Here is a 24,929-nt window from a genome sequence, read left to right as displayed (position 1 = left end):
GCCTGCACCGTAAAAAGCAGAAAACAAGCACGATCATAAAAGGAGAGAACAACATGAACAGAAAAAAAACATTCACAGCGGCGGGAGTTGCTGCGGCGATTATGCTGACGTTTCCAGCGGCGGGGGCTCTTGCTGATTCAGCAGAGGGAGATGAAATTATCACTCTCGGCGAAGATTTAACATCAGAACAACGGGATCAGCTGTTAAACGAAATGGATGCTGGTTCTGAAGTGGAAACGATTACGGTATCCAATGAAGAGGAGCATGAATACCTGGGCGATTACATGAGCGCCGCCGATATAGGCACAAGAGCCCTTTCTTCCGCTAAGATTACAACTGCGGGATCCGGTGACGGAATTGATGTGGAAACGACCAACATAACTAAAATATCAGAAGCTATGTACGCCAATGCCATGATTACTGCAGGGGTGGAAGATGCAGAAGTATATGTAACAGCACCGATGGATGTATCAGGAACCGGGGCCCTGACTGGTATTTTAAAAGCGTACGAAGTGCAGAACGATGTAACCATTCCGGAAGAGCAGAAGCAGGTAGCCAATGAAGAAGTGGTTAAAACTGCGGAGCTTGGAGAAAGCATCGGTACTGAAGAAGCAACAGAATTAATTACGAGAGTTAAACAGGAGATCAGCGAACAGAATATCGAAAGCTCTGAAGATATCCGTGTTCTGATTCAAAATATTGCGGTGGACATGAACATCGAATTAACCCAGGAGCAGACAGACGGCCTGGTGTCTCTGTTCGACCGGATGAAGGACTTGAATGTTGACTGGAATCAGGTACAGGATGAAATCAGCAAAGTTCAGGATAATATCGGCGGATTTGTAAATAGCGAAGAAACACAGTCTTTCTTTGCAGGTTTTCTGGAATTTATTAATGGCATTATTGATTCTCTGTTCGGTGGTTCCGAGGAATCGGAATCCAACAGCTGAATAAACTAAATATAATAGTAAACATGTGGGAGAGTCTTTTAAAAGACTCTCTCTTTTTTCAATGAAAAGAGCGCTCTATTTTAAAAATATTTCCAATATAAAAAAGAGATAAATTGAATCTGAAACCTAACAACGGTAAAATCGTAGTATATAGACAACCAGATGAAAACGAAGGAGCTGAAAGGAATGGAATGGCTCGATCAGGCAAGCGTCGGTTTTATCGTCGTCTTTCTCGCGACATTGTTTCTTATAGGTGAACTGCTCGTAAAAACAAAGGGTTTATTCGGTATTTTGGGACTGGCCTTTATTACATTATATTTTGCCCATCATATTGAAGGGGCAGCCAGCATATGGATTTTAGCTTTATATGCCGGCGGATTGATGCTCATTATTTTCGACGGCAAAGTGACAGGGGACGGCACGTTCGGAGTGATTGGTATTATACTGATGAGTTTGAGTGTAGCGGTTCCTACTCCGGGTATTTTGTACGGAGTGCTGGCAGTATTCGGATTTCTGCTCGGTATTGTCGGAGCGCTCGTGTTTTTAAAAGTCTTCCCAAGAAGAGGACTTTGGGACAAGCTTACGCTTAAGGATAAGCTCAGCAGCGATTCCGGTTACAACTCCATGAACGAGTCCTACAAGGAACTGATCGGTAAAAAAGGAAAGGCACTGACTGCTTTCAGACCGACAGGGACAATTGAAGTAGAAGGAGAGCGTTACAGTGCCACCAGCGGCGGCCAGTGGATAGAAGCCGGAGTCGACATCGAAGTGGTGTCTGCCGACGGGACGAGAATTTTAATTAAAAAGATGGAGCAGGCTTCACAGACTTCTTCTTAAAAGAAAAGCAGCAGAACGGCATCTAAGCCGGACTGCTGCTTTTTTTTGGGCGGGGAAGGGAACGGAAGGCGCGGTACAGCATAAAGAATGCTATAACCCAGTAAATCGTGAACCCTGCCGGTATTTGAAACGGAAACAGGTCCAAAAGCGCAATAATCATAGTCGGCAGCGTGACCGCAAAAGCACTCATGATCCAGATAAATCGATAACTTAACGGAATAGGTGAAGCTTTTCGAATCATCAGCCCAAACACGGAAAGCGCAAATATACCAATAAATTTAAGTGTTGTATTTAATAAGTATAATCCAACAACAGCCACAGGGATCAAAATATAAAATACATCCTGCAGGGACGCGGCCAAATTAGAAAGCTCCTGCTTTGTAAAAGAAATACTGCCTGCCTGGCTGTAGGAATAGACCTGGCTGTTATCACCCGAACCAATTACTACTTCTTCCTGAAGAAGCGCCGACTGGCCGGACGCGGCCATTTCTTCAGCCGTGACTTCGCCGCTGGGGTCAAATATCAGCTCCCGGCCGCCTTCGCCGATAGTCTGCGGACCTTCCGCTTCGCTTATAAGCTCTCCGTTTTCAATACTAAAATCGGGAACATCTTCCTGCAGAAGGGTATCAAGTTCATCCGATACATGTGAAAGTGACTGGGACAAAGCGATACCGGCTGGTATACTGGCCAGAGCCATCAGGAAGAAAATATAAAGAATAGTTCTGGTTATTTTTTGAAAACGAAATCGTGCAATGTGAAGGGGGGAATATAAACTTTTAATAAATAGTTGAATCATAGACATCTGCCGCCTCCTTTGTAGCCTGCGAGGCTTATTCTAACGCAAATGGAAACAAGCCACAATATGGCCTGGATAAACGGCAGAAATAAACGAAAAAATAAAATGTAATATAATCTTTACAAAAGCTCAATCTTTACTCAATATTAAACAAGTACGCTGATTAAGGTTTGCCTTAGGGGAATTTTTAAAACGAAGGGATGAGGGTGTTGGATCTTCAAACGATTTTATTTACTTTTTTCGGGGGATTAGGTGTTTTCCTATTTGGTATTAAATATTTAGGGGACGGCCTGCAGAAAATCGCAGGGGATAAATTAAGGGATATTCTCGATAAATTTACGAGTAACCCGGTAATGGGGGTTTTAGCCGGAATAGTTGTCACCATACTTATACAGACGAGTACGGGAACAACAGTTTTAACCATCGGGTTAGTAAACGCCGGTTTCATGACGCTTTCCCAGGCCATCGGTGTTATTATGGGTGCCAACATTGGTACGACCGTTACAGCCTTTATTATCGGTATCAAAATTGAAGACTATGCACTTCCTATTATATTCATAGGAACCGTATTAATTTTCTTCTTCAAAAATAAAAAGATAAACAATATCGGCCAGGCCATTTTTGGCTTCGGGGCATTATTTTTTGGTCTTTCTCTTATGGGAGACGGCGTTGAGCCGCTTGAAGGTCTGCCGGCTTTCCGTGACTTGACTATCAGCGTAAGTGAAAACCCAATTTTGGGTGTGTTAATTGGAACCGTATTTACCGTATTAGTACAAAGCTCGTCTGCTTCCATTGGACTGCTTCAGGAGCTTTACGATCAGGGAGCTATAGAACTTGCGGCAGCACTGCCTGTACTGTTTGGTGATAATATTGGGACAACCATTACCGCAGTACTGGCTTCTCTTGGTGCATCTCTTGCGGCAAAACGTGCTGCACTGACTCACGTTATATTCAACGTAATCGGGGCAACGATTGTTATTATATTAATTGTGCCTTATACAGCAATGATAGGAAGCATTCAGGAATCCCTAAACTTAAATGCACCAATGACGATTGCTTTCGCACACGGTATTTTTAACGTGTCGAATACGATCATTCAGCTTCCTTTTGTCGCCGTACTTGCAATTATCGTGACAAAGCTGATTCCGGGACAGGACACAGAAATTGAATACAAAGCACAGCATTTGGATCCTTCTTTCATTCAGCGCTCCCCTGGTGTAGCACTGGGCCAGGCTAAAGCAGAGACGCTTCGAATGGCGGAATTTGCCGAAAAGGGATTAATTGAATCCCATAAATATTTAAAGACAAATCATAAGCGTCATGCAGAGCTTACCGTGCAGTTTGAAGAAGCAATTAATAATCTGGACCGCAAAATTACGGATTATCTGATTTTGATTTCCCAGCGGTCGCTTTCCGATGAGAATTCCAAGCTCCATTCCATGCTCATGGATACGGTAAGGGATATCGAACGGGTCGGAGACCACATGGAAAACGTAATGGAACTTGTGGATTATCAAATGACAAACAAAGTATCCATGTCTGAGGATGCCTATACTGATATGGAAGAAATGTTTGATTTAACTATTAAAACACTGCACAATGCGGTCAGCGCATTGGAAAATGACAACCAGGAAGAAGCTCAGGAAGCTGCCAGAGAGGTAGTTAAGCAGGAAGAACAAATCGATAAAATGGAGCGTAAACTCCGTAAAAAGCATATTTTGCGTGTGAACGAAGGCCGCTGCTCCGGCTCAGCTGGTATTGTCTTTGTAGATATTATCAGTAATCTGGAACGAATCGGCGATCACAGTGTGAATATTGCAGAAGCTGTTTTACAGGAACGCGAATAATACGTATAATTTAAATAATTGACTTCGTCCACTGCCTTTTTATTAACAAAAAGGGCAGTGGACGTTTTTAAAAGGGAGGAAAAAATGGATTATATCTTTTATACACTGGCATTTATTGCCTACGCGCTTGCTTTGGCGGCTTTAATTTACCCGATTGTGCCGGGAGGCATATTCTATATTGCAGCCATTATATTAATTGCTGCGGCGCAGGGGTTTGGTACCTTGTCAGCCTGGTTCTGGATAAGCCAGATTATTATTGCCGCGCTGTTGTTTATCATTGATTATGCCGTACAGTATTATGGAATAGAACGAACCGGCGGGTCGAAAGCGGCCACCTGGGGAAGCGTTATCGGCTTAATTGTCGGCCCATTTATTATCCCCATTGTCGGCGTTCTAATCGGAGCTATTGCAGGAGCCATTATTGGTGAAATGATATCCGGCGAAAAGTCATGGCAGAAGCTGGGACGGGTAGGAGCCGGTTCTCTGGCGGGGTTTCTCGTAAGCGTTGTACTAAAAGGCGTGCTTCTTGCAGGAAATGGCATTTATCTTTTGTACCTTATTTTTTCCTGATCGTTTGATTAAAAATAAGCATTGACGTTCCAATATTATCGTGATATTATGATAAATGTCGCTGTTAGAAGACATTCTTACATAATAACAGGATATTCCACAGTAGCTCAGTGGTAGAGCTATCGGCTGTTAACCGATCGGTCGCAGGTTCGAATCCTGCCTGTGGAGCCATATGGCGGTGTAGCTCAGCTGGCTAGAGCGTACGGTTCATACCCGTGAGGTCGGGGGTTCGATCCCCTCCGCCGCTACCATATTTAAAAAAGAATACTTACATGGCGGTTGTGGCGAAGTGGTTAACGCACCGGATTGTGGTTCCGGCATTCGTGGGTTCGATTCCCATCAGCCGCCCCATGTGAAGGACCCTTAGCTCAGTTGGTTAGAGCAGACGGCTCATAACCGTCCGGTCGTAGGTTCGAGTCCTACAGGGTCCACCATTATGAATGTTCAAAAGCACACAGCCGTGTGCTTTTTTTGTGTTTTCTTTAGTTTAAAAATTTTTGGTGCTGGGTATAGGAGTTAATGTGTACAATAGAAATAAATGGCAGCAGATCGTTATGATTGTAATATTGTGACTGATTTGTTACATTTATTTATGTTATATATAGCTTAACGGTTATATCATTCTAGTTTCATTACACGTTTACATTCCAAGGAGGAGATTTAATTGGCAAATTATGAACTACCAAAACTACCTTACGCAGAAAACGCACTAGAGCCTCATGTAGACGCAACAACGATGCAGATTCACCACGATAAGCACCACAATACGTATGTTACTAAGCTTAACGCAGCATTGGAAGGTCACGACGATCTTGCAGGTAAAGATGTAGAAGACCTTATTAGAGATCTTAATGCTATTCCTGAAGATATCCGCACGGCAGTTAGAAATAACGGCGGCGGCCACGCTAACCACACATTCTTCTGGCAGATCCTCAGCCCGGACGGCGGCGGAAAGCCAAGCGGAGAGCTTGCAAGTGCGATTGAAAGCAAGTTCGGAAGCTTCGAGAAGTTCCAGGAAGAATTTGCAGCAGCAGCAACTGGTCGATTCGGATCCGGCTGGGCATGGCTTGTAGTATCCGGCGGAGAGCTTGAAATTATGAGCACTGCTAACCAAGATTCACCAATCATGGAAGGCAAAACTCCAATTTTAGGACTGGATGTATGGGAGCATGCATACTATCTTAAATACCAGAACCGTCGTCCTGAATATATTGACGCATTCTGGAACATTATTAACTGGAACGAAGTAGAAAAGCGTTATTCTGAAGCAAAATAAGTAATAATATACACCCGGCTGAAGCAATAAAGCTTTGCTGAATAAAAAAGGTACCGGCTATCTAACCAAGATAACCGGTATCTTTTTTTGTTTTCAGTCTTCATTGTAGAAAGATGAACCGCCTGCTTTCTTTTTATCGTACATAGAGTATGGTAAAATCAGGGTACGTGCCAGGACGGCAGTAAGTCTGAATAACAGCAGCTTGTATGAAAGAAAGAGGGATTGCAGTGGCGTCAAGAAAAAATAGAAAAAGTCATCTTCCTAAAAGACTAAATGTGCTCTTTTTTGCAGTGTTTATACTTTTTTCCGCATTAATACTAAGATTGGGGTTTATACAAATTGTTCAGGGGGATACGTATGAGCGTGACCTCGAAGAGGCGAGCGAGCCGGTAACAAGAATCGATGCTCCGCGCGGCGTTATGTACGATAGAAATGGTGAAATTGCCGTAGATAATCAGCTTATTCTTTCTCTTACATATACCAATTCCTCAAGCGTTTCTGATGAAGAAAGACTGGATATTGCTGAAAAGCTGAGCGGATATCTGGAAATGGACACAGAGGGAATTACGGATAGAGATTTAAAAGACTACTGGCTTCTTACAAGAGAAGAAGAAGCAGAGTCTCTTCTTTCTGAAGAAGAAATGGCGTCAGCATCAGAAGACGGTGTAGATCCATATGATCTGCAGCTTGAAAAGATTACCGATGAACAGCTGAGCGATATTCAGGGTACGGAGCTTGAAGTCGTAGCCGTTTGGCGGGAAATGATCTCAGGCTATAATGATTCACCGCAGCGGGTAAAAGAGAATTTAACAAGAGAAGAAGCGCATGAAATAAGCGTACGCCTCGAGGAACTGCCGGGAGTCGATTTACTAAGAGATTCAAACAGACAGTATGTGTTTGATGAATCTTTCCCGGGCTTCTTTGGTTCTGTAGGCTCTATTCCACGCGAAACAATCGATGAATACCTGGCGCTTGGCTATGACCGCTCTGATTTAGTAGGTACGAGCTTTCTGGAAGAGGAATACGAAAGTGCGCTCCGCGGTGTCAAAGGAGAATTGCTTGATTCAGAAGAAGCGGCAGGTAATGGGGCGGAAACGACCGGAAGCCGTGGGAACGACCTGGTTCTTTCAGTAGATATGGCACTGCAGCAGGATCTGGAAACCATTGTAGATGAACAGGTAGGCGGCCAGTCCGGCAACTTCGTAAATGATGAAGATGCCTATGCGGTTATGATTGAACCGAGCACAGGGGAAATTCTTGCGGCATCCGGCTATCAGAACCAGGTGGGTACAGTCAGCAGCTCATTTGAAATGGGTTCAACTGTTAAAATGGCAACCGTGATGGCGGGTCTGCAGGAAGGAGTCGTAACGGCGGATACGTACATTAACGATACGCCGATCAGCCTTCCAGGGAGTTCTGATATCAGCTCAGCCTCTGACACTATTGGAAGTGTTAACTACCTCGGCGCCTTAGAGAAGTCTTCCAATATTTATATGTCGGAAATTGCGATGAGGCTGGCTGATTACGAACGTGGAGGTACGTTTAACTCTGATAAGGTGCAGGAAGCCTACGATACGATGCGGTATTACTATAATCAATTCGGCCTTGGCACAGAAACAGGCATTGATCTTCCGTCAGAATCTGCCGGAATTTCAGGTGGATACGGAAATCCGGGAAATCTTCTCTACTTGAGCTTCGGCCAGTTTGATACGTATACGCCGATGCAGCTGGCGCAGTATGTAGCGACGATTGCCAACGACGGCTACCGGATTGAGCCTCATTTTGTTAAAGAAGTGCGCCAGTCCAATCCCGATAAAAGTAATATGGGCTCGATTTCCCAGCAGATCCAGCCCTCCATTATGAACAAATTAAGTGTTGATGATGAATATATAGATATGGCTCAGGAAGGAATGCTTGAAGTCGTGGAAGGTTCCAGCGGTACGGCACGGAGCTACTTCGGTGATGCTCCTTACGAAGTAGCGGGAAAAACAGGAACAGCCCAGGTAACGGTTAGAAGCGAAGGCTCAGGAGAACTGGTAAACAATGCCGTAAACCAGGCATTTGTCGGGTATGCCCCCTATGACAATCCTGAAGTAGCTATAGCGGTAATTGTGCCCTATACCTATCTCGAAGAAAACGGCGGCCGGAACGGGGTAGCGAATACGATCGCACGCCAGGCCATGGATGCCTACTTTGAACTTAAAGAAGAACGGCCGGAAGTTGATGCAGAAAATGAAGAAGTAATTGAGCAGCAGGAAGAAGAAACAGGAGAAGAAACGGAAGAATAAGGATTCTGTTTTTCTCCAGCTTCCCTAACTGAAAAGCTGAAAAGAAAAAACACTTGATAGACGAGAAGGTATTTGCTATCATTGTTAAGTATGATTGAAGATAAAGAAAGGGGAGGGATATTGTTATGAGAGTACAAGTTACCCTGGCCTGCACGGAAACAGGAGATCGTAATTACATGACTTCTAAAAACAAGCGCACAAACCCAGAGCGTATTGAAATGAAAAAATACAGCCCGCGTTTAAGAAAGCATACGATCCACCGCGAAACAAAATAAGCAGAAGGAGATTATCTCCTCTGCTTATTTTTTTTGGAAAAAATAAGCTGTTTTTGAATGGATTAGCGATATAATGATAGTTTAAGCAGTTACGTCAAGGAGGAAACAATGAACGATAAAAGAAAACTCAGAGAGCAGATCTATCAGCATTCTAAATCATTAACACCAGTACTGCACCATACAATGCAGAGTTATGTATATGAACATTTATTTGCTTCTGATATGTGGAAGAAATCGGACCGGGTGGCGGTTACATTATCAACAGGCAGGGAAATTGATACAATGCCTCTAATTGAAAAAGCATGGGAGGAACAAAAGCAGATTGCGGTCCCGAAGGTCGATCCTATGCAACGCTCGCTTCATTTTTATAGTATGGACTCGATGCATGAATTAGAAGAAGGATTTGCGGGAATTATGGAACCGCAGACTCATAATAAGCAGGAATGGGATAAAAACAAATTTGACATGGTTATCGTACCGGGAATGGTATTTGATAGAGAGGGTTATCGAATTGGATTCGGAGGCGGTTATTATGACCGTTTTCTGGAAGACTGTCGTGCCTGCACCTGTTCTCTTGCTTTCAGCTATCAGCTTATTGAACGTGTTCCGAGAGAGGCGCATGATATACCTGTACAGGCTGTAGTTACTGAAGAGGGAGTTATTTATATATGATCCCGGTTTATATTTTAATTTTCGGGGCAGCTGCAGCTGCCTATAAAGCGGCAGCCTTAACATTTGGAGGAGCTCTTGCAGCGGCTTTACTAGGAAGTGTTATCTGGTTTGGCTTAGGCTGGCAGGGGTTTTCTCTGCTGCTGCTTTTTTTTGTGACTGCTTCGATGTTTTCGCTTCTTCCGGATAATAAGAAAGCGGAAGAAATTAATGCGGGCGGAGGGGCTAGAAGAGCTTCCCAGGTTTTTGCAAATGGAGGGGCAGCGGCTGTTAGTGCTCTGTTCTATTCCATTACCGGGAACGAGCTTTGGATAGCAGCCTTTGCTGGAGCACTTGCAGCAGCAGCTTCAGATACCTGGGCCTCTGAATGGGGCAGTCGTGCAAAGAGCCGCGCGTATCTTCTTCCCCGAGGCCGCAGGGTGCCTGCTGGAACTTCAGGCGCTGTTACAGCGGCGGGAACAGGAGCTGCATTTTTAGGAGCTTCTTTAATAGGAGGAGCCGCGGCGTTTTTATTTTCCTCCTATCTCCCTTCCATTTATACCGTGGCTTTGATTATTACAGCGGCAGGATTTGCCGGTAATGTAATGGACACCGCAGCGGGAGCTTTTTTTCAGGTAACTTATCGCTGCCGGCGGTGCGGGCTGATAACCGAAAAGCAATCACACTGCGGCGCTGACACTATACAGGCAGGAGGCTGGAAATGGGCGGATAATGAAGCGGTTAATATGATCTGTACATTAACCGGGGGAGGAATTTGTCTTGCTGTCATGTGGCTTATACGTTGAATGACAAAAGTCGAAAATAGCGGAAACCCCTGCTATAATAAAGAAGCAAAGAGGGGGACATTATGAGGTGGCAAAGTATTTTTTTCGATTTGGATAACACATTATACAGCCATGAGCTGGCTTTTGAAAAATCAATTATTTACACGTTTCAACAAAGATACCGCACGGATAAAAAACTGCAGCATATAGATGAAAAAGAATGGTTTTCTACGTTTAAACATTACTGCGATGAACTATGGAAAGAAATGGAGAAGGATACATTAACGTATTCTGAGTATCGTATGAAACGATTTATCGAAACGATGAATCACTATAATATCGAAATGAATGAAAAAGAAGCAAAGCTTTTTCACGATCAGTACGAAAAAGAAGTATCTAAATTCGTAGAACCTTACACCGGTATGAAAGAGCTGTTTGAAGAACTATATCAAACGGGGGTTTATCTGGGGATTATTACGAATGGAAATAGAATAACACAGCTGGATAAATGGAAAGCGCTTCACGTGGAAAAGTATATACCGAAAGAGCGGGTGTATATTTCAGAAGAAATGGGCGTGGGAAAACCGGACCGGGAAATATTCACCTCTGTACTTAGTAAAACAGGCAGCATTCCCTCCCGTACCCTCTATGTCGGAGATTCCTGGGCGCTGGATGTTCAGGCATCCATGGATGCAGGCATGGAAAGTATTTACTTGAACACAAGAAAAGAACCAAGGCAGGAAGGGAGATCCCCGCTTGCTGAATATGAGCATTTTAAGGATGCGGCCCGTTTGATTAGTAACCGGATAAAACCAGGAGGATAACTATCATGAATATTGCCCTGCAAACCCACCTATACTGGAAATTTATTCATCGGTTAGTCGTCCATGAACGCTTCAGGGTTTTTGAAAGAAGTAAAGATAAGAAACAAATATGGCTGGAGAAAGAAACAGAAAAAGGAACGGTAATGGTGCGCATTGCCCGGGTTGAGTATGACTGGTTCAACCTGCTTGAAAAAGACCAGCTGGAAGCGGAAAAAGCAGCACCGGCAATAAAAAAAGCACTGGGAACAAGGAAGGTCCATTTTTATAACGTATATATAACTTCCTATCCCCCCGTGGATATGGATGCTCCATTCAAAGCAGTACTGCAGTCCAAAGTTTTCGAGCAGTCCTTTCTGCTGTCAAACGACGGCCAGAGAGGAATAGCGGATTCGCCTGATGGCGTGCTGGAAGCTGTATTAAATAAAAAAGCAGACTGGATTGAAGAACCGTCTCCCTGGAATGCCGGGGAACCGGAGGAGGAGCTTAAAGCCCGGACACGTATATACAGAGAAGAAGTGGAAAGGCAGCAGGAGGAAATTGACAACAAAGAGCGGAGCCTTTTCTTTTATGGAAAGCCGCTGCTGACTTATGCGCTGCTTGCTTCTATTTTTGTGATGTTTTTTCTGCTGGAGCAGTCCGGCGGCAGTATGAATATGGCTGTATTAATTGAATACGGGGCAAAATATAATCCAGCTATTATGGACGGAGAATGGTGGAGACTTCTGACAGCTGCTTTTCTTCATATTGGTTTTCTGCATCTTTTTATGAACTCGCTGGCGTTATTTTATCTCGGAGGAGCTGTAGAACGGATTTTTGGAACGACCCGTTTTTTGTTTATATACGCTGCAGCCGCTGTAGTAGGTTCATTGGCCAGCTTTTCTTTTAACGAACAAGTGTCAGCCGGGGCATCAGGTGCTATTTTCGGATGTTTTGGGGCACTTCTGTATTTTGGCTGGATGCACAAGAAATTGTTTTTTCGGACGATGGGATTTAACGTGCTTGTTATCCTGGCTATTAACCTTGTTTTTGGATTCGTTGTGCCGGCTATTGATAATGGAGCCCATATTGGCGGGCTGATAGGCGGATTTCTGGCAGCCGGGGCAGTCCACCTTCCAAAAAGCGGCCGCAGAAAAACACAGCTTCCCCTGTTAATAGGAACGGCAGCTTTAACGTTCGGTCTCTACTGGTTTGGGATGAACAACGAAAATAAAGCAGGATCGGCTGCAATGGACCAGCAGATGGCAAGAGACCTTGCTGAAGAGGGCGAATATGAAGAAGCAAGAGATCTTCTCCTGAATACTTTAGAAAACAGCGAAACAGAAGATGCGCAGACTTTATTTTTGCTTGGATATACAGAATCGTATTTAGAAAATTACGAAGAAGCGGGCAGGTACTTTGAGCAGACCATCGAAATGGAACCTGAATTTGCGGAAGCGTATTATAATCTTGCATTAACTTATATTGAGCTTGCCATGCCGGACGAAGCGGAAGAGGCTCTTAGTGAAGCAAAGAGAACTGCCGGGGACCGGCCATCGGGAGAGGAACTGGATTTTGGCCTGGTTGAAGAAAGGCTGAAGGAGATTTCCTGAGAAAGAAGGGATCAAGCTTGTTCAACGAGAATATGAAAACAATAGCAGATGTACGAAAATGGCTCGTTCATAGAGGAACTGTCATTTATACTAGAGATCGTATGATAGATCTTGAAATGATGGACCAGGAGTTTACCGAATTTTATCAGCAGGGCATGATTGATAAATTACTTTACCTGCAGGCAAAACGAATTATTTCGGGCGAAAAACAAATAGAACAGCAGAAAAGGGGCACAAAAGGATGAAAGAAACATATCTGATAGGCATCGATGTTGGCGGGACAACCGTAAAAATGGCTGTATTTACAATCGAAGGACAGATGGTGGACAAATGGTCAATTCCGACAAATAAAGCGGAGGCAGGCAATCATATCGTACAGGATATAGCCGTATCGGCAGATGAGCATCTGAAAAAAGCAGGCATCGATAAAAAAGACTGTATAGCAGCGGGTATCGGAGTGCCCGGTTTTATTGATATGGAGCATGGAATTATTGATTTGGCAGTAAATGTCGGCTGGAAAAAATATCCTATCGCAGACAAACTATCGGAAGCATTAGGCGTTCCGGCCGTAGTAGACAATGATGCCAATCTGGCAGCAGCTGGAGAATACTGGCAGGGAGCTGGAAGCGGAGCAGATGATGTCATTTTTCTAACGCTTGGAACAGGTGTAGGCGGAGGCATCATTATTAACGGTGAAATTATACATGGAACCAAGGGAATGGCTGGGGAAATAGGCCATGTAACCGTTATTGCCGAAGGCGGAGCACCGTGCAACTGCGGCAAGACCGGCTGTCTTGAAACGGTTTCTTCCGCTACAGGAATGGTGCGGCTGGCAAAAGATGCTGCCGGAAAAAATCCCGATTCTGCTCTTACAGAATATCTGAATCAAGGGAAAGAACTTACAACGAAAGAGCTGTTTGAATTTGCGGCCGCCGGCGATGCTACCGCCCAGGCTTCTATTCATGAATCGCTGCATTATCTAGGACTTGCTGCTGCAAATATCGGAAACGTACTAAATCCTGAAAAATTCATTATAGGCGGCGGTGTTTCCGCAGCTGGAGACAGCCTGCTGCAGGCGCTGCGTTCTCACTTTGACACATATGCCCTCGAGAGAGTCAGGGACAGCGTGGAGTTTTCAACGGCTTCTCTTGGAAATGATGCAGGAGTAATTGGAGCAGCCTGGCTGGCGAAAAAAACGTTCAGTGGCAGGTGAACGCATTATTTCAAATAGAGATGAGGGAATACATATGAAGCAGAAGATTACCATGCTCGGCGTTCCGATGGATTTGGGACAGAGCCGTCGGGGTGTGGATATGGGACCCAGCGCTATACGATATGCTGGAATTGTCGAAAGGCTTAGAAAAAGCGGATATGAAATCGAAGATGCGGGTAATATAGAAGTATCCAAAAGTCCCGGGGTGAAAACGCCGGAAGAAGAAAATCTTACAAATTTTGCTGAAGTACGGGATACGAGCGAAAAATTAGCCGGGCGCGTTTCCAATATATTGTCAAATGCACACTTTCCATTAATTTTAGGGGGCGATCACAGTATTGCCATCGGCAGTATAGCAGGCGCTTCTGCTCATTTCGAGAAGATGGGGGTCATTTGGTACGATGCCCATGGAGATTTGAACACTGCAGAAACATCCCCTTCCGGAAATATTCACGGCATGCCGCTTGCGGTATCTCTTGGCAGGGGCCATGAAAGTCTGGTAAATACGTATAAGGCCGGCGCAAAAATACAGCCGGATCAGGTTGTTATCATCGGGGCAAGGGATCTGGACGCCGGCGAAAAAAGTTATATTTCTGAAACTGGAATGCTTGTCTTTACGATGCATGAAGTGGACCGTCTGGGACTGGCAGAGGTGATGAATAGAACGATTCAGCACTTAAAGCACTGTGACGGGGTGCACCTCAGCCTGGATCTGGACGGCCTTGATCCGCATGATGCGCCGGGAGTCGGGACACCGGTTCCAGGGGGTATGAGTTACCGGGAAAGTCATTTAGCGATGGAAATTCTGGCAGAAGCTGATATCATTACAAGTGCAGAGTTTGTTGAGGTAAACCCGATCCTGGACGAAAGAAACAAAACGGCCGAAGCAGCTGTAGCGCTCATGGGATCATTATTTGGAGAAAAACTTAAATAAAGGGAGTAAAAAAATGACTGAATTCAGGACGGAAAGAGATTTTTTAGGTGAGAAGCAGGTACCGGCAGAAGCATATTACGGCATCCAAACGATTCGCGCTAAAGAAAATTTCCCTATTACCGGCTATCCGCCGCATCCGGAACTAATCAAAGCATTTGGATATGTAAAAAAAGCAGCCGCTCTTGCAAACACCGAAGTCGGTGTCCTGCGTGAGAACATATCTGAAGCAATTGTACAGGCAGCGGACGAAGTAATAGAGGGAAGATTCAATGACCAATTTATTGTGGACGCCATTCAGGGCGGAGCCGGCACGTCATTTAACATGAATGCCAATGAAGTTATTGCAAATCGTGCTATCGAAATTCTGGGCGGGGAAAAAGGGCAGTACCTTATGGTGAGTCCCAACACGCATGTGAACATGGCCCAGTCTACCAATGATGCTTTTCCTACAGCTATTCATATTGCCTCCCTGCATTTATCCAAAGGCCTGGAGGAATCGTTAGCTGAGTTAATTTCAGCGCTGGAAACGAAAGAAAAAGAATTTGATGACGTAATAAAAATGGGCCGGACACACCTTCAGGATGCTGTTCCTATTAGACTTGGCCAGGAATTTGGCGCTTATAAAAGAGTGCTCGGCCGTGACCTGGGACGGATTAAGCGGGCGGTAGAACACCTGTATGAAATAAATCTGGGAGCTACCGCAGTAGGTACGGGCCTCAATGCAAAACCTGAATATATTGTCAGAGCGGCAAAGCATCTCGTAAACCTTACCGATATGCCGTTCGTGAGCGCAGAAAATCTCGTTGATGCGACTCAGAATACGGATGCTTATACAGAGCTTTCCGCTGCGCTGAAAGTGCATGCGATAAATCTATCCAAAATCGCCAACGACCTTCGATTGATGAGTTCCGGCCCGAGGACCGGTTTTAATGAAATTAACCTGCCGTCGCGGCAGCCGGGTTCTTCCATTATGCCGGGAAAAGTGAATCCGGTCATGTGCGAAGTCATTAATCAGATTTCCTTCCAGGTTATCGGCAACGATCACACGATCAGCCTTGCCTCAGAGGCCGGCCAGCTGGAATTGAACGTAATGGAACCTGTGCTTGTTTTTAACCTTCTTCAGTCATTATCGATTCTGCAGAATGGACTGGAAGTATTTAAGGAATATGCTATTGATGGAATTACAGCAAACGCCGAACACAATAAAGACCTGGTAGAGAGAAGTGTAGGGATTATTACAGCCATTAATCCTCACGTCGGCTATGAAGCTGCCTCAAGAATTGCCAAAGAAGCTATTGAAACCGGACGAAGTGTCCGCGAAATCTGTCTGGAAAGAGGAATTCTTTCCGCAGAAGAGCTCGATGAAATCCTCAATGCCAAAGAAATGACAAATCCGGGCATCGCCGGAGCTAAATTTATGTACCAGGATTAAGAGTGAGGCTCCAGTTTTGCCGGAGCCTTTTTCTTTATTTCTGCAGGAAGGAGCCGGTTATGTTTAAAAGCAATAAGCTGGTTGTTATACTCCCGCTTATTCTTACGGTATTTATGTTTGCAAGCGGGATATATTATCTTAATCAGACAGAAACGATCACCAATGAAGAACTGAGTGAAAGCATCAGCTGGACGCAGCAGCTGACAGAAGAAGACAGCAGCTCTGTGCTGGAGGCAGAATGGGCGTGGCAGTCATCGCCGGATGACGGTATTACAGGAACCGATTACATAGGCGTTACTTTTCTGGATCAGAATGGGGAGCCGCTGGCAGAAAATGAATTTAAAGAAGCGACTGTTTCGCTGCAGCATAACGGGGAAGTAATTTGGGAAGAGCCGGGAGAAATAAAAGAAAGCGGAGTATTTTTTACATTTCCCAATCGGGCAGATGATCATGAAACATACGGGAATGACGGCAGCATCGAGGTTATTTTGACTGGCACAGAAGCAGAGGAAGCTGTTATTACTTATCTGCATACCTGGAAAGAGCACGAAAAAATGACTACGGATGACCTTCGTTTTTTTGATCCTTCATTTAGGGAATCAGATAACATGGACAACTCTTACTGGGTGACGGAACAATTTGTACAAGTGGAGGAAGCATCATAATGAAGGGTCTTTCTTTTCAAAAAGGTGTCATGTTTTTTGGAAAGCACTATATCAGCATTTGTATTTGCCATTCCGATCTCCAGCGCGTTTATGTGCTGGATAATACGAAAATAAATCTGGGTAAAATAACCTGGATCTTACTCCGTTCCCTGCCCGCTGGATATCAAGCGGGTTTATTTTTACTGATTCTGCTTCTGGCTGTAAGAGCAGCCGGAGGAATAAGCCTCGGCGCCTGGGAGACAGCCGGTCTTCCTTTTTATACAGTTCTGCTTATCTTTTTTGGCTCTCATTTTATGTTCCCCGGCGAATGGAGAAAATTCCACGGGGCGGAGCATAAGGTTTTTTCGTATAAAGGTTTAAAAACAGTCCAAAACGTTAATGAAATAAAAAAGGCTTCTATAACAAATCGTTACTGCTCCACTAATATAGTTGTTCTCTATTTTGCCGGATTTATAATTTTTACGGGACTTCTATGGATCCCGGCAGGACTTTCTTCAGCAGCGGCAGTAAGTGCCTGGCTTAATAGTATACTGGCTTTCGCAGGCGGAGTCTGGCTGCGTGGGAACAGCAGAAAACCATTGCGCAGATGGGTTCTTCGGATATCATACTGGACTCAGAAGCATATCGCATGTGCGGAGCCGTCAGAAAAACACCTTACAGCCGCCGTGCAGGCGTATCAATTACTACAGAAAAAAGAGAGGGGATACTATGGCAATTATTGATATTACTATTGTACCGATCGGAAAAGATACAGGAATGAGCGAAGAAGTAGCGGAGATTGAAAAAGTGTTAAATAAATATACAGATAAAATTGATGTCCAGCTCACCCCGATGAGCACATTAATTGAAGGGGATATCAAAGATCTGCTGGCCGTGATAGAAGAAATTCATGAAGTTCCTTTTACACGGGGAGCCCAGCGGGTATCTACGAATATTCGAATAGATGATCGTCGTGATAAAGAAGGAAAGCAGATGAAAAGAAAAATAGAATCAGTCCAAAATAAAATGTAAAAAAGTAACGGCCGCTCTGCAGCTTGGTGCAGAAGCGGCCATTATTTTATAAAACCAAAATTTTGATAGGTATAAAGAATTATATAAAAGTAAAAAAATTGAATTTATTTCGTTCGAAAGCTTTTCAAATTTTAACAGATAGAGTACACTAAGATTATTCTAACGGAAAGCAGGTGACTCATTGATTGCAGGATATTGAAAAACAGAGCAGGCTGCTGATAAACAAAGCACTGGCGCTGCATGCTTCAGATATTCACTTTCACCCGAAAAATAAAGAAACGGCAGTTCTATTCCGGGTAAAAGGCAAGCTGCATTTCAGCCACGCCATATCAACCAATCAGTCTGACAGATTAACCGCTCATTTCAAGTTTAGAGCAGGCATGGATATAGGCGAACAGAGGCGTCCCCAAAACGGCTCGATATTTATCCGCCACACTTCTCCAGCCGTTCATCTACGTTTTTCTACGATTCCTTCCCAGTTTAAAGAAAGCCTTTCTATTCGTATTCTTCCCCAGAATGCCGGTCAAACGATGAAATCTTTATCTTTTGACGCAAGTATTAGACAGCAGTTTACCTCCCTTATGAACAAACCCAACGGTATGATTGTATTAACAGGCTCTACAGGGTCAGGAAAGACGACGACTCTTTACACATTAATGAATGAAGTAAAGAAACAGGTGCGTGTTATCAGCATTGAAGATCCCGTGGAAATCAAAAACGATGCTTACATACAAATGAGCGTCAATACGAAAGCAGGGCTGACCTATGCAGAATTGTTAAAAGCTTCTCTGCGTCAGGATCCGGACGTTATTATGGTAGGCGAAATCCGCGATGCGGAAACTGCACGTCTCGCTGTCCGGGCGGCTTTGACAGGCCACTTGGTGTTAACGACGATGCATGCTAAATCACCGGTGAGTGCACTGCAGCGGTTTTATGATTTTGGGTGCACCGATCTCGATTTAAAAGAAACACTTCTTGCGGTCTCCACGCAAAAGCTGGTACTTCGTTACTGCAGCTGGTGCGCTCCCTCCCCATGCTCTCCTCATTGTTCCCATCATCAGCATTCTTCCAGATTTCCTATTTATGATGTGTTATCCGGCTCCAGCCTGAAAGCGGCTCTTGAGCATCCCACACGGGCTTCCCAGCAGCGTAGTCCGTCATACCGTCATCAGTTAACGAAAGCGGCGGCTGTTCAACTGCTTCCGTCTCATTACTTCGTAAACGAGGAGGAGCGCAGTGAAGGATAAGTGGAAAAAGAAAGAAAAAGCAGTGTTTCTGGAAAAATGCGGAGAACTGCTCACAAACGGTTATACCCTCGATCAGGCTCTTCATCTGCTTACATGGGAGCAGCCTCTTCACATTAAAGAAAATGTCGATTGGATGATAAACGAGTTAAAAAGAGGCAGTTCTTTTCATGACCTTCTGGGTCCGCTCCATTTTCCGGCTGATGTCACCGCATTTGTTTATTTTTCAGAACAGTCAGGAACGCTCAGCCGGGGGTTGGAAGACGCCGGCAGGCATTATGCAAGAAGACTTGACGTTTTGCATGAACTAAAGAAAATGTCGATGTATCCTCTGCTTTTAATTTGGATTCTTTTTATGATTGGATTTGTAATGCTTCAGTATTTATTCCCTCAGTTTGAACAGTTATTCACCTCGCTGCATGTAGAGCTTCCTTTTTTTACAAATGCCGTATTTATAGGTGTGCGCTCCGCTCCTTATTTTCTCATCCCTCCACTGGCAGGTGGCATTCTTCTAATATTTTGGTGGATGGTCTTCTACAGGCGCATGTCCCCGACTAAAAAATGGAGATTCTTCTGCGGATACCCTTTCTTTCCTCTTATATAAAATTATTTCTTACCCAGTATTTTTCATTTCAAATGAGCAGCCTGCTGAAAGGAGGACTGTCTATACATAATGCCTGCCTCGTATTTGAAAAACAGGATCATTTTTTATTTTTTCAGGAACAGGGCCATGCATTAAAAGAACGTTTGAGGGAAGGCCAGCCTTTAGCCGAGGCGCTGGAAGCTCTAAAAGTTTTTCAGGAAGAGATGAAGTTCGTCATCTCCTACGGCCAGGCTTCCGGAAAGCTGGGAAATCATTTATCGTTTTACAGCGAAAGGCTTCTGCAGATTCTCGAGGAGCGGGTAAAAAAAGCTGTAATGATTTTTCAGCCTGTATTATTTTCGATTGTCGGCTTTATCGTTCTCAGCTTATTTCTCGCTGTGTTTTTACCAATGTTTGAACTAATGAATGCTATTTAAAGGAGAGATCAATACATGCCGGTTATAACAGAAAAAGTACCCTTTGCAGAAGAAGAATTCATTCAGCTGCAGGAAAAAGTAACAAAGCTCGAGCAGATTCAGGAAGAAAATATTCAGGCCCTGCTGAAAATTATCATTCAAAGGAGAAGTGGAGTATGAAAAAAAGGTATGAGAAAGAAGCAGGCTTTACGATGGTGGAAATGTTGATTGTGCTGCTGATTATTACCGTTCTTTTATTAATTGCTATTCCAAATGTAGTCACAAACAATGGAGTAGCACAAAACAAAGGATGCGATGCTACGATTAAGCTTCTTGAATCCCAGGCAGCGGCGTACGCAGTAGAATTTAATAAAGCACCTGCTTCGCTGAGTGAACTTCAGGAGGCGGAATATGTTGATAGAATCACATGCCCGGATGAATCTACTCTTGTATTGGAAAACGGGAAGGTACGTAAGGGGTCTTAATGGCAGCCGTTTTAAATGAGAAGGGGCATACGATGGTAGAAATGCTTATCGTTCTGGGTATGCTGGTTATATTTACCGCCTGGCCAATTCACAGTCTTTATACGTTTTATCAAGAAAAAGAAATCCAGCGGTTTTTGTACACCCTTGAAGAAGATTTGTTATTCGCCCAGCAGTATGCATATTCTCATGAAGAAGTGACTCATTTTCTATTTGATTCAAACTCTCAGTCCTATCACATTAAGCCGTTTCATTCACCGGCAGCCGCATCGAAAAAAATGCCTCCCGGTGTGTATATAGAAAGTGCAAGTTTAAAAGAGTCGGACATTGTCTTTACGGCAGCCGGAAATATCCGCCGGCCTGGAACGTTAACGATAGATACGCCGAACCGGCGGTACAAACTTGTTTTTCTTCTCGGCAGCGGGAGGTTTTATATTGAACCAATCTAATAGAGGTTTTACGCTTCTCGAATCTACGGGTGCCCTTGCTTTAATTCTTCTTGCCGGCTTATTTGTCCTTCCTTTATATACTACTGCGGCTGTAGAAATTCGTTCCGTACAGGAAGAACAGAAAGCACTGGCTGTGCTGGAAGAAGAGGCATGGCTTGTTAATACAGCAGAGGTTACAAAACAGCCCTACCAGACCCAAAGTCCAAAAGGCATATACAGATTGCGAACTTATGAAGAAAAGGGCGGCACGACGGTCTGTGTAGAATGGGAGGCGCAAAATAAACGAAACACGGAAAAATGTCTGCATGTATACGGATAAAAACTCAGGGTTTACCCTTATTGAAACAGTACTTTCCCTCTCCATAACGCTCATTGTTATCGTTTTAATTATTCCATTAATAGGTGTATTCTCAAGTGATGTAGTAAAAGGAAGGCAGGATATACCTGTGTTTTTTCAACAGCTTAAAACGGATTTTGACTACGCGCATCAATTAGAAGTAGGAAACGGCAGGCTGGTGATAAAAGAGCCTGTGGATACGCGTCTCTATGAACAGCGGGGCGACCGGATTGTAAGAAGGAAAAATAACGAAGGGTTTGAAATTGTTCTTCAGAATGTGGAAAATTTTCACGCAGAACCAAGAGAGTACGGGGCATATATTACCGTAACAGAGAAAAATGGACGCACGTGGGAAACAGCAGCAGGATTCCGGCTGTCTGTTATCGGGAGGGATGACGGTTGGATCAAAAGGGTGGAATGATGCCGATAGCAGCTGCTGTATGTGCTCTCTGTGCGGGACTGGTGCTGCTTATGGTTGGGAGCTATGCGGTTCATAAACAAAACGCTGCTCTTCATGAACAAAGCATTCAACTGGAATGGACGCTTCAAAATGCAGAAAAGAAATGGTATCAGGAAGGAAAACAGCCTGGAGAACAAGAGTATGTGTTTCCAACGGGAGAGGCGGTCGTGGTCTCAACCATTACCGGACCCGGGACGTCCCGCGTGATGATTTCAGCAGAGCTTGAGGGCGGAGAACGGAGAAGTCATTCCTTTTCTTACGAATCCGTACAGGAAAGCTTTGAAAGCATTTACAAATAGAAGTTTTCTGCTATATACTATATACAACTACTCTTATTTACAGGGCATACATAATAGCGCTAAAGATAAGAAAAGGGGGTATGTTGAATGGATCGCATGTTTCGGGTGATTTCTTTTTGGACGACTGTATTTGCAGTGCTTTTCTTTGTAGGGGACATGTTTCAAATGGCTCTACTCTTTTTCGCCCAGACCGCCGTTTTTCTTGGATTAGGTTTTATGAATTTATCTGAAAGAATGTATGTTTATATTTTCGGCATTTACTTAACTGTCTTTTTTGTAGGGTTTACCTATTACACGACTTTTATGATGGAAACTGGATTTCATTAAAAGGCAGATAAACTCTTTTCAAGCAGAAAGGCTCTCCTTAGGAGAGCCTTTTTTGCATAACGTACATTATTTTTTAAGAAAATCCATGAAGAAAAGGATTGGACGTCATTTCATTTCCGATGGTTGTCACATTTCCATGGCCGCAGGCAACTGCGGTATCTTCAGGTAGAGGCATAAGGAAATCATTAATGCTTTTAATCAGTGTTTCGTAATCTCCTCCAGGGAGATCTGTTCTGCCAATTCCATTTTCAAAGAGCACGTCTCCTGAAAATACCGTTTCGGTCTCTTTATGATAAAAAGAGACGCTGCCGGGGGAATGGCCGGGAGTATGAAATAGTCTAAAGTGAAAAGAACCTACTTGAAGTTCGGATTCTTTAGTAATAAACACATCGGCAGGCTCCGCTTTTATGGTGGCCCCGCCAAGAAAACGGGAGGATCCATTTTTTTCGGGATCCATAAGCCAGTCATTTTCTGTTTCGTGCAGATACACCGGGATGTTCCATTTTTGACGAACATCTTCAACCGCACCAATATGGTCAAAGTGGGCATGGGTTAATAAAACAGCCTGTGGGCTAAGGCTGTTATCAATCAGCCAGGTATTTAAAATATCGCCGTGGCCGCCGGGATCAAAAATAACAGCCTCTTTATTTTCATTAAATAAAACATAACAATTTGTCTGTAGAGGGCCTAACGGTATTTGTTTCCAATCCATAGCAGGAATGGCTCCTTTCGTTTCGCAGTCTATTAGTCATTGTACGCCAAAAAAAATATAGGTGCAAAATAAGAAAACAAACGGTATAATTAAAGCAATATCATAATTGTTTGAAAAATGTAAATAGACTACTGTACATATTAAAGGGGGTAGGCTGCATGGCTATAGGTATAACACTTTTAATAGTGGCAATCCTGTGTGCTCTCGCTGTAGTAAGGGAAATAAAGCGCCGTAATTTTTTTGCTGTCGGTTTTGCAGGAGTTGCTTTTTTAGTTTTTGGATGGTTTTCCGTTATGACGATAATCAGCGGAGCACCGAGTATATAAAGTAAATAATGACGGATGACGATAAAGGGAGAGCCCGCATATAAAGAAGCGGCGCCGAAGGAGCAAACTGCAGCAGCGGTGAATCTCTCAGGCAAACAGACTTTTATCCGACGAATCTCTGGAGAGCGCCCGTTCAAACGGGCCACCCACGAAGACAGTCTCGCATAGAGATGAAACTTTCTGGTTTTAGGACAGAGAAACCCCATGTCAGGGGTTTCTCTGTCTTTTTGTTTTACAAACGAAGGAGGATGTATATGCCATTACGGACACCGCTTTACCCACTTTATGAAAAGTACGGCGCAAAGATAACGGATTTTGGCGGCTGGGAGCTGCCGGTCCGCTTCAACAGCATTAAAGAAGAACATGAAGCTGTAAGAACGAAGGCGGGACTGTTTGATGTGTCCCATATGGGAGAAGCAATCGTAGAGGGGCAGGGAGCAGCAGCTTTTCTACAAAAGATGCTCACAAATAATCCTCAAGCGTTGGAAAATGGCAAAGCGATGTACACTTTTTTATGCAATGAAGACGGAGGTACAGTAGATGATCTTCTGGTTTATCAGCTGAATGAGGAAAAGTATTTTCTTGTCCTAAATGCAGCCAATACATCAAAGGACATAAACTGGCTTACCACCCATGCCGGCCCGGATGTTCAAATCAAAGATATATCATCAGAAACGGCCCTTCTTGCTCTCCAGGGACCAAAGGCGAAAGAAATACTGCAGACTTTAACACAAGCAGATTTAGAAGAAGTCAGACCATTCCGCTTTCTGGAAAAGGCGGATATCGCGGGATACCGGGTACTTGCCAGCCGTACCGGCTATACCGGAGAAGATGGATTTGAGCTTTACTGCAGTGCCGAAGATGCTGCAGGGCTGTGGGAGACGCTGATGAGCGCCGGCAGTACCCACGGTCTTGTGCCGGCTGGTCTCGGTGCCAGGGACACGCTTCGATTTGAAGCAAAGCTTCCCTTGTACGGGCAGGAATTATCTGACACTATTTCTCCACTGGAAGCGGGAATGGGTTTTGCAGTAAAGCTGAAGGATTCCCGTGAATTTATCGGAAAAACAGCACTTCAAAAGCAGAAAGACACCGGAATTCCGCGAAAACTGGCCGGGATTGAAATGATTGATAAAGGCATTCCCCGTACCGGCTACATTGTATTTTCCACTGATGATAAAGAGGTGGGATTTGTGACTTCCGGGACACAGTCGCCGACTCTTGGCAAAAATGTCGGTCTCGTTTTAATAGAAACCGAAGCTGCGGAGATAGGCAGTGAAGTTATTGTAGATGTTAGAGGCAAGAACAAAAAAGCAAAAGTCGTACCGGTCCCGTTTTATAAAAAAGGATAAGAAAG

General features: G+C 44.1%; 32 protein-coding genes, 4 tRNA genes and 1 riboswitch. Of the genes, 34 read left to right on the top strand and 2 right to left on the bottom strand.

Features of this window, described 5'->3' with window-relative positions; genetic code table 11:
• Window positions 1–53: 53 nt before the first annotated feature.
• The gene (locus ATL39_RS10925) at window positions 54–950 is read left to right on the top strand and encodes a DUF1002 domain-containing protein (RefSeq protein ID WP_120193395.1); all 897 of its coding nucleotides are present in this window, start codon (window positions 54–56) and stop codon (window positions 948–950) included.
• A gap of 186 nt (window positions 951–1,136) precedes the next feature.
• Entirely contained in the window at window positions 1,137–1,787 is a 651-nt protein-coding gene (locus ATL39_RS10920) for an NfeD family protein (protein WP_120193394.1), read from the top strand.
• A gap of 22 nt (window positions 1,788–1,809) precedes the next feature.
• On the opposite strand, the gene ATL39_RS10915 is transcribed toward ATL39_RS10920, so the two are convergent.
• Window positions 1,810–2,589 carry a DUF1189 domain-containing protein gene (locus ATL39_RS10915; RefSeq protein WP_120193393.1) on the bottom strand — a complete coding sequence of 260 codons (780 nt, stop codon included), beginning with the start codon at window positions 2,587–2,589 and terminating at the stop codon, window positions 1,810–1,812.
• 194 nt (window positions 2,590–2,783) lie between these two features.
• Here ATL39_RS10915 and ATL39_RS10910 point away from each other — a divergent pair, with 194 nt between their 5' ends.
• From ATL39_RS10910 to ATL39_RS10770, 30 genes are all read left to right on the top strand, one after another.
• The gene (locus ATL39_RS10910; protein WP_170146910.1) at window positions 2,784–4,430 is read left to right on the top strand and encodes a Na/Pi cotransporter family protein; all 1,647 of its coding nucleotides are present in this window, start codon (window positions 2,784–2,786) and stop codon (window positions 4,428–4,430) included.
• 84 nt (window positions 4,431–4,514) lie between these two features.
• The gene (locus tag ATL39_RS10905) at window positions 4,515–5,000 is read left to right on the top strand and encodes a DUF456 family protein (protein WP_120193391.1); all 486 of its coding nucleotides are present in this window, start codon (window positions 4,515–4,517) and stop codon (window positions 4,998–5,000) included.
• 96 nt (window positions 5,001–5,096) lie between these two features.
• A tRNA-Asn gene (locus ATL39_RS10900) sits at window positions 5,097–5,171 on the top strand.
• Between the two features lie 3 nt (window positions 5,172–5,174).
• A tRNA-Met gene (locus ATL39_RS10895) sits at window positions 5,175–5,251 on the top strand.
• A gap of 24 nt (window positions 5,252–5,275) precedes the next feature.
• Window positions 5,276–5,351: transfer RNA gene (locus tag ATL39_RS10890), tRNA-His, on the top strand.
• 6 nt (window positions 5,352–5,357) lie between these two features.
• A tRNA-Ile gene (locus ATL39_RS10885) sits at window positions 5,358–5,434 on the top strand.
• Between the two features lie 230 nt (window positions 5,435–5,664).
• Window positions 5,665–6,276: a superoxide dismutase gene (locus tag ATL39_RS10880; protein ID WP_120193390.1), complete on the top strand. Its 612-nt coding sequence runs from the start codon at window positions 5,665–5,667 to the stop codon at window positions 6,274–6,276.
• A 227-nt stretch (window positions 6,277–6,503) separates the two neighbouring features.
• Window positions 6,504–8,564: a peptidoglycan D,D-transpeptidase FtsI family protein gene (locus tag ATL39_RS10875; RefSeq protein WP_245960972.1), complete on the top strand. Its 2,061-nt coding sequence runs from the start codon at window positions 6,504–6,506 to the stop codon at window positions 8,562–8,564.
• A 125-nt stretch (window positions 8,565–8,689) separates the two neighbouring features.
• Complete coding sequence (gene rpmG / locus ATL39_RS10870) at window positions 8,690–8,839, top strand: 50S ribosomal protein L33 (protein ID WP_120193388.1); 150 nt, start codon at window positions 8,690–8,692, stop codon at window positions 8,837–8,839.
• Window positions 8,840–8,947: 108 nt separating this feature from the next.
• Window positions 8,948–9,511, top strand: coding sequence for a 5-formyltetrahydrofolate cyclo-ligase (locus tag ATL39_RS10865; RefSeq protein WP_120193387.1), 564 nt, complete (start codon window positions 8,948–8,950; stop codon window positions 9,509–9,511).
• Window positions 9,508–10,293 carry a DUF92 domain-containing protein gene (locus ATL39_RS10860; RefSeq protein ID WP_120193386.1) on the top strand — a complete coding sequence of 262 codons (786 nt, stop codon included), beginning with the start codon at window positions 9,508–9,510 and terminating at the stop codon, window positions 10,291–10,293. Before ATL39_RS10865 ends, ATL39_RS10860 begins: the two co-directional genes overlap by 4 nt.
• A 62-nt stretch (window positions 10,294–10,355) precedes the next feature.
• Entirely contained in the window at window positions 10,356–11,096 is a 741-nt protein-coding gene (locus ATL39_RS10855) for an HAD family hydrolase (RefSeq protein WP_120193385.1), read from the top strand.
• A gap of 5 nt (window positions 11,097–11,101) precedes the next feature.
• Window positions 11,102–12,685 (top strand): rhomboid family protein, encoded by a 1,584-nt coding sequence (locus ATL39_RS10850; protein WP_120193384.1) that lies wholly within the window; start codon window positions 11,102–11,104, stop codon window positions 12,683–12,685.
• A gap of 17 nt (window positions 12,686–12,702) precedes the next feature.
• Window positions 12,703–12,930 (top strand): YqgQ family protein, encoded by a 228-nt coding sequence (locus ATL39_RS10845; protein ID WP_120193383.1) that lies wholly within the window; start codon window positions 12,703–12,705, stop codon window positions 12,928–12,930.
• The gene (locus tag ATL39_RS10840; RefSeq protein ID WP_120193382.1) at window positions 12,927–13,898 is read left to right on the top strand and encodes an ROK family glucokinase; all 972 of its coding nucleotides are present in this window, start codon (window positions 12,927–12,929) and stop codon (window positions 13,896–13,898) included. The genes ATL39_RS10845 and ATL39_RS10840 overlap by 4 nt, the downstream gene beginning before the upstream one ends.
• A 34-nt stretch (window positions 13,899–13,932) precedes the next feature.
• The gene (gene rocF, locus ATL39_RS10835; RefSeq protein ID WP_120193381.1) at window positions 13,933–14,832 is read left to right on the top strand and encodes an arginase; all 900 of its coding nucleotides are present in this window, start codon (window positions 13,933–13,935) and stop codon (window positions 14,830–14,832) included.
• Window positions 14,833–14,845: 13 nt separating this feature from the next.
• Entirely contained in the window at window positions 14,846–16,264 is a 1,419-nt protein-coding gene (gene aspA / locus ATL39_RS10830) for an aspartate ammonia-lyase (protein WP_120193380.1), read from the top strand.
• A 59-nt stretch (window positions 16,265–16,323) separates the two neighbouring features.
• Window positions 16,324–16,929, top strand: coding sequence for a hypothetical protein (locus ATL39_RS10825; protein ID WP_120193379.1), 606 nt, complete (start codon window positions 16,324–16,326; stop codon window positions 16,927–16,929).
• Window positions 16,929–17,651 carry a DUF1385 domain-containing protein gene (locus ATL39_RS10820; RefSeq protein ID WP_120193378.1) on the top strand — a complete coding sequence of 241 codons (723 nt, stop codon included), beginning with the start codon at window positions 16,929–16,931 and terminating at the stop codon, window positions 17,649–17,651. The genes ATL39_RS10825 and ATL39_RS10820 overlap by 1 nt, the downstream gene beginning before the upstream one ends.
• Window positions 17,638–17,940: an MTH1187 family thiamine-binding protein gene (locus tag ATL39_RS10815; protein ID WP_120193377.1), complete on the top strand. Its 303-nt coding sequence runs from the start codon at window positions 17,638–17,640 to the stop codon at window positions 17,938–17,940. Before ATL39_RS10820 ends, ATL39_RS10815 begins: the two co-directional genes overlap by 14 nt.
• Before the next feature lie 185 nt (window positions 17,941–18,125).
• Window positions 18,126–19,187: a competence type IV pilus ATPase ComGA gene (comGA, locus tag ATL39_RS10810; protein ID WP_120193376.1), complete on the top strand. Its 1,062-nt coding sequence runs from the start codon at window positions 18,126–18,128 to the stop codon at window positions 19,185–19,187.
• Window positions 19,177–19,788: a type II secretion system F family protein gene (locus ATL39_RS10805; RefSeq protein WP_120193375.1), complete on the top strand. Its 612-nt coding sequence runs from the start codon at window positions 19,177–19,179 to the stop codon at window positions 19,786–19,788. The genes comGA and ATL39_RS10805 overlap by 11 nt, the downstream gene beginning before the upstream one ends.
• A 32-nt stretch (window positions 19,789–19,820) precedes the next feature.
• Window positions 19,821–20,204, top strand: a complete 384-nt coding sequence (locus ATL39_RS10800; RefSeq protein ID WP_170146909.1) for a type II secretion system F family protein — start codon at window positions 19,821–19,823, stop codon at window positions 20,202–20,204.
• 15 nt (window positions 20,205–20,219) lie between these two features.
• Entirely contained in the window at window positions 20,220–20,363 is a 144-nt protein-coding gene (locus ATL39_RS17435) for a hypothetical protein (RefSeq protein ID WP_170146908.1), read from the top strand.
• The gene (gene comGC, locus ATL39_RS10795; protein ID WP_120193373.1) at window positions 20,360–20,668 is read left to right on the top strand and encodes a competence type IV pilus major pilin ComGC; all 309 of its coding nucleotides are present in this window, start codon (window positions 20,360–20,362) and stop codon (window positions 20,666–20,668) included. The genes ATL39_RS17435 and comGC overlap by 4 nt, the downstream gene beginning before the upstream one ends.
• Complete coding sequence (gene comGD, locus ATL39_RS10790; protein WP_120193372.1) at window positions 20,668–21,114, top strand: competence type IV pilus minor pilin ComGD; 447 nt, start codon at window positions 20,668–20,670, stop codon at window positions 21,112–21,114. Before comGC ends, comGD begins: the two co-directional genes overlap by 1 nt.
• The gene (locus ATL39_RS10785; protein WP_120193371.1) at window positions 21,101–21,433 is read left to right on the top strand and encodes a hypothetical protein; all 333 of its coding nucleotides are present in this window, start codon (window positions 21,101–21,103) and stop codon (window positions 21,431–21,433) included. Before comGD ends, ATL39_RS10785 begins: the two co-directional genes overlap by 14 nt.
• A complete protein-coding gene (locus ATL39_RS10780; RefSeq protein ID WP_120193370.1) occupies window positions 21,420–21,872 on the top strand; it encodes a competence type IV pilus minor pilin ComGF in 453 nt (150 codons plus the stop codon). Before ATL39_RS10785 ends, ATL39_RS10780 begins: the two co-directional genes overlap by 14 nt.
• Window positions 21,851–22,210 (top strand): hypothetical protein, encoded by a 360-nt coding sequence (locus ATL39_RS10775; RefSeq protein ID WP_147419352.1) that lies wholly within the window; start codon window positions 21,851–21,853, stop codon window positions 22,208–22,210. Before ATL39_RS10780 ends, ATL39_RS10775 begins: the two co-directional genes overlap by 22 nt.
• Before the next feature lie 87 nt (window positions 22,211–22,297).
• Window positions 22,298–22,537 carry a DUF2626 domain-containing protein gene (locus ATL39_RS10770; RefSeq protein WP_120193368.1) on the top strand — a complete coding sequence of 80 codons (240 nt, stop codon included), beginning with the start codon at window positions 22,298–22,300 and terminating at the stop codon, window positions 22,535–22,537.
• 73 nt (window positions 22,538–22,610) lie between these two features.
• Here ATL39_RS10770 and ATL39_RS10765 read toward each other — a convergent pair whose 3' ends face one another.
• A complete protein-coding gene (locus tag ATL39_RS10765; RefSeq protein ID WP_120193367.1) occupies window positions 22,611–23,249 on the bottom strand; it encodes an MBL fold metallo-hydrolase in 639 nt (212 codons plus the stop codon).
• Window positions 23,250–23,407: 158 nt separating this feature from the next.
• On the opposite strand from ATL39_RS10765, the gene ATL39_RS10760 reads away from it, so the two are divergent.
• Window positions 23,408–23,575: a DUF2759 domain-containing protein gene (locus ATL39_RS10760; protein ID WP_120193366.1), complete on the top strand. Its 168-nt coding sequence runs from the start codon at window positions 23,408–23,410 to the stop codon at window positions 23,573–23,575.
• A 15-nt stretch (window positions 23,576–23,590) separates the two neighbouring features.
• Window positions 23,591–23,688: riboswitch (glycine riboswitch) on the top strand.
• A 141-nt stretch (window positions 23,689–23,829) separates the two neighbouring features.
• Window positions 23,830–24,924, top strand: a complete 1,095-nt coding sequence (gcvT, locus tag ATL39_RS10755) for a glycine cleavage system aminomethyltransferase GcvT (protein ID WP_120193365.1) — start codon at window positions 23,830–23,832, stop codon at window positions 24,922–24,924.
• Window positions 24,925–24,929: the final 5 nt, after the last annotated feature.

The sequence above is a fragment of the Sinobaca qinghaiensis genome, assembly GCF_003610495.1.
GTDB lineage: Bacteria > Bacillota > Bacilli > Bacillales > Marinococcaceae > Sinobaca > Sinobaca qinghaiensis.
The sequence above is the reverse complement of the archived record's forward strand: the minus strand, read 5'-3'. Positions and strand labels throughout refer to the sequence as shown.

Excerpts from the sequence above, each read along its gene's own strand:
- ATL39_RS10815 (WP_120193377.1), top strand. The coding sequence starts at position 17,638 with ATGGCAATTATTGATATTACTATTGTACCGATCGGAAAAGATACAGGA.
- ATL39_RS10800 (WP_170146909.1), top strand. The coding sequence starts at position 19,821 with ATGAGCAGCCTGCTGAAAGGAGGACTGTCTATACATAATGCCTGCCTC.
- comGD (WP_120193372.1), top strand. The coding sequence starts at position 20,668 with ATGGCAGCCGTTTTAAATGAGAAGGGGCATACGATGGTAGAAATGCTT.
- ATL39_RS10915 (WP_120193393.1), bottom strand. The coding sequence starts at position 2,589 with ATGTCTATGATTCAACTATTTATTAAAAGTTTATATTCCCCCCTTCAC.
- ATL39_RS10780 (WP_120193370.1), top strand. The coding sequence starts at position 21,420 with ATGTATACGGATAAAAACTCAGGGTTTACCCTTATTGAAACAGTACTT.
- ATL39_RS10905 (WP_120193391.1), top strand. The coding sequence starts at position 4,515 with ATGGATTATATCTTTTATACACTGGCATTTATTGCCTACGCGCTTGCT.
- ATL39_RS10765 (WP_120193367.1), bottom strand. The coding sequence starts at position 23,249 with ATGGATTGGAAACAAATACCGTTAGGCCCTCTACAGACAAATTGTTAT.
- ATL39_RS10770 (WP_120193368.1), top strand. The coding sequence starts at position 22,298 with ATGGATCGCATGTTTCGGGTGATTTCTTTTTGGACGACTGTATTTGCA.
- ATL39_RS10825 (WP_120193379.1), top strand. The coding sequence starts at position 16,324 with ATGTTTAAAAGCAATAAGCTGGTTGTTATACTCCCGCTTATTCTTACG.
- rocF (WP_120193381.1), top strand. The coding sequence starts at position 13,933 with ATGAAGCAGAAGATTACCATGCTCGGCGTTCCGATGGATTTGGGACAG.
- ATL39_RS17435 (WP_170146908.1), top strand. The coding sequence starts at position 20,220 with ATGCCGGTTATAACAGAAAAAGTACCCTTTGCAGAAGAAGAATTCATT.
- rpmG (WP_120193388.1), top strand. The coding sequence starts at position 8,690 with ATGAGAGTACAAGTTACCCTGGCCTGCACGGAAACAGGAGATCGTAAT.
- ATL39_RS10925 (WP_120193395.1), top strand. The coding sequence starts at position 54 with ATGAACAGAAAAAAAACATTCACAGCGGCGGGAGTTGCTGCGGCGATT.
- ATL39_RS10840 (WP_120193382.1), top strand. The coding sequence starts at position 12,927 with ATGAAAGAAACATATCTGATAGGCATCGATGTTGGCGGGACAACCGTA.
- ATL39_RS10910 (WP_170146910.1), top strand. The coding sequence starts at position 2,784 with ATGAGGGTGTTGGATCTTCAAACGATTTTATTTACTTTTTTCGGGGGA.
- comGC (WP_120193373.1), top strand. The coding sequence starts at position 20,360 with ATGAAAAAAAGGTATGAGAAAGAAGCAGGCTTTACGATGGTGGAAATG.
- ATL39_RS10850 (WP_120193384.1), top strand. The coding sequence starts at position 11,102 with ATGAATATTGCCCTGCAAACCCACCTATACTGGAAATTTATTCATCGG.
- ATL39_RS10865 (WP_120193387.1), top strand. The coding sequence starts at position 8,948 with ATGAACGATAAAAGAAAACTCAGAGAGCAGATCTATCAGCATTCTAAA.
- ATL39_RS10760 (WP_120193366.1), top strand. The coding sequence starts at position 23,408 with ATGGCTATAGGTATAACACTTTTAATAGTGGCAATCCTGTGTGCTCTC.
- gcvT (WP_120193365.1), top strand. The coding sequence starts at position 23,830 with ATGCCATTACGGACACCGCTTTACCCACTTTATGAAAAGTACGGCGCA.
- ATL39_RS10820 (WP_120193378.1), top strand. The coding sequence starts at position 16,929 with ATGAAGGGTCTTTCTTTTCAAAAAGGTGTCATGTTTTTTGGAAAGCAC.
- ATL39_RS10920 (WP_120193394.1), top strand. The coding sequence starts at position 1,137 with ATGGAATGGCTCGATCAGGCAAGCGTCGGTTTTATCGTCGTCTTTCTC.
- aspA (WP_120193380.1), top strand. The coding sequence starts at position 14,846 with ATGACTGAATTCAGGACGGAAAGAGATTTTTTAGGTGAGAAGCAGGTA.
- ATL39_RS10860 (WP_120193386.1), top strand. The coding sequence starts at position 9,508 with ATGATCCCGGTTTATATTTTAATTTTCGGGGCAGCTGCAGCTGCCTAT.
- ATL39_RS10855 (WP_120193385.1), top strand. The coding sequence starts at position 10,356 with ATGAGGTGGCAAAGTATTTTTTTCGATTTGGATAACACATTATACAGC.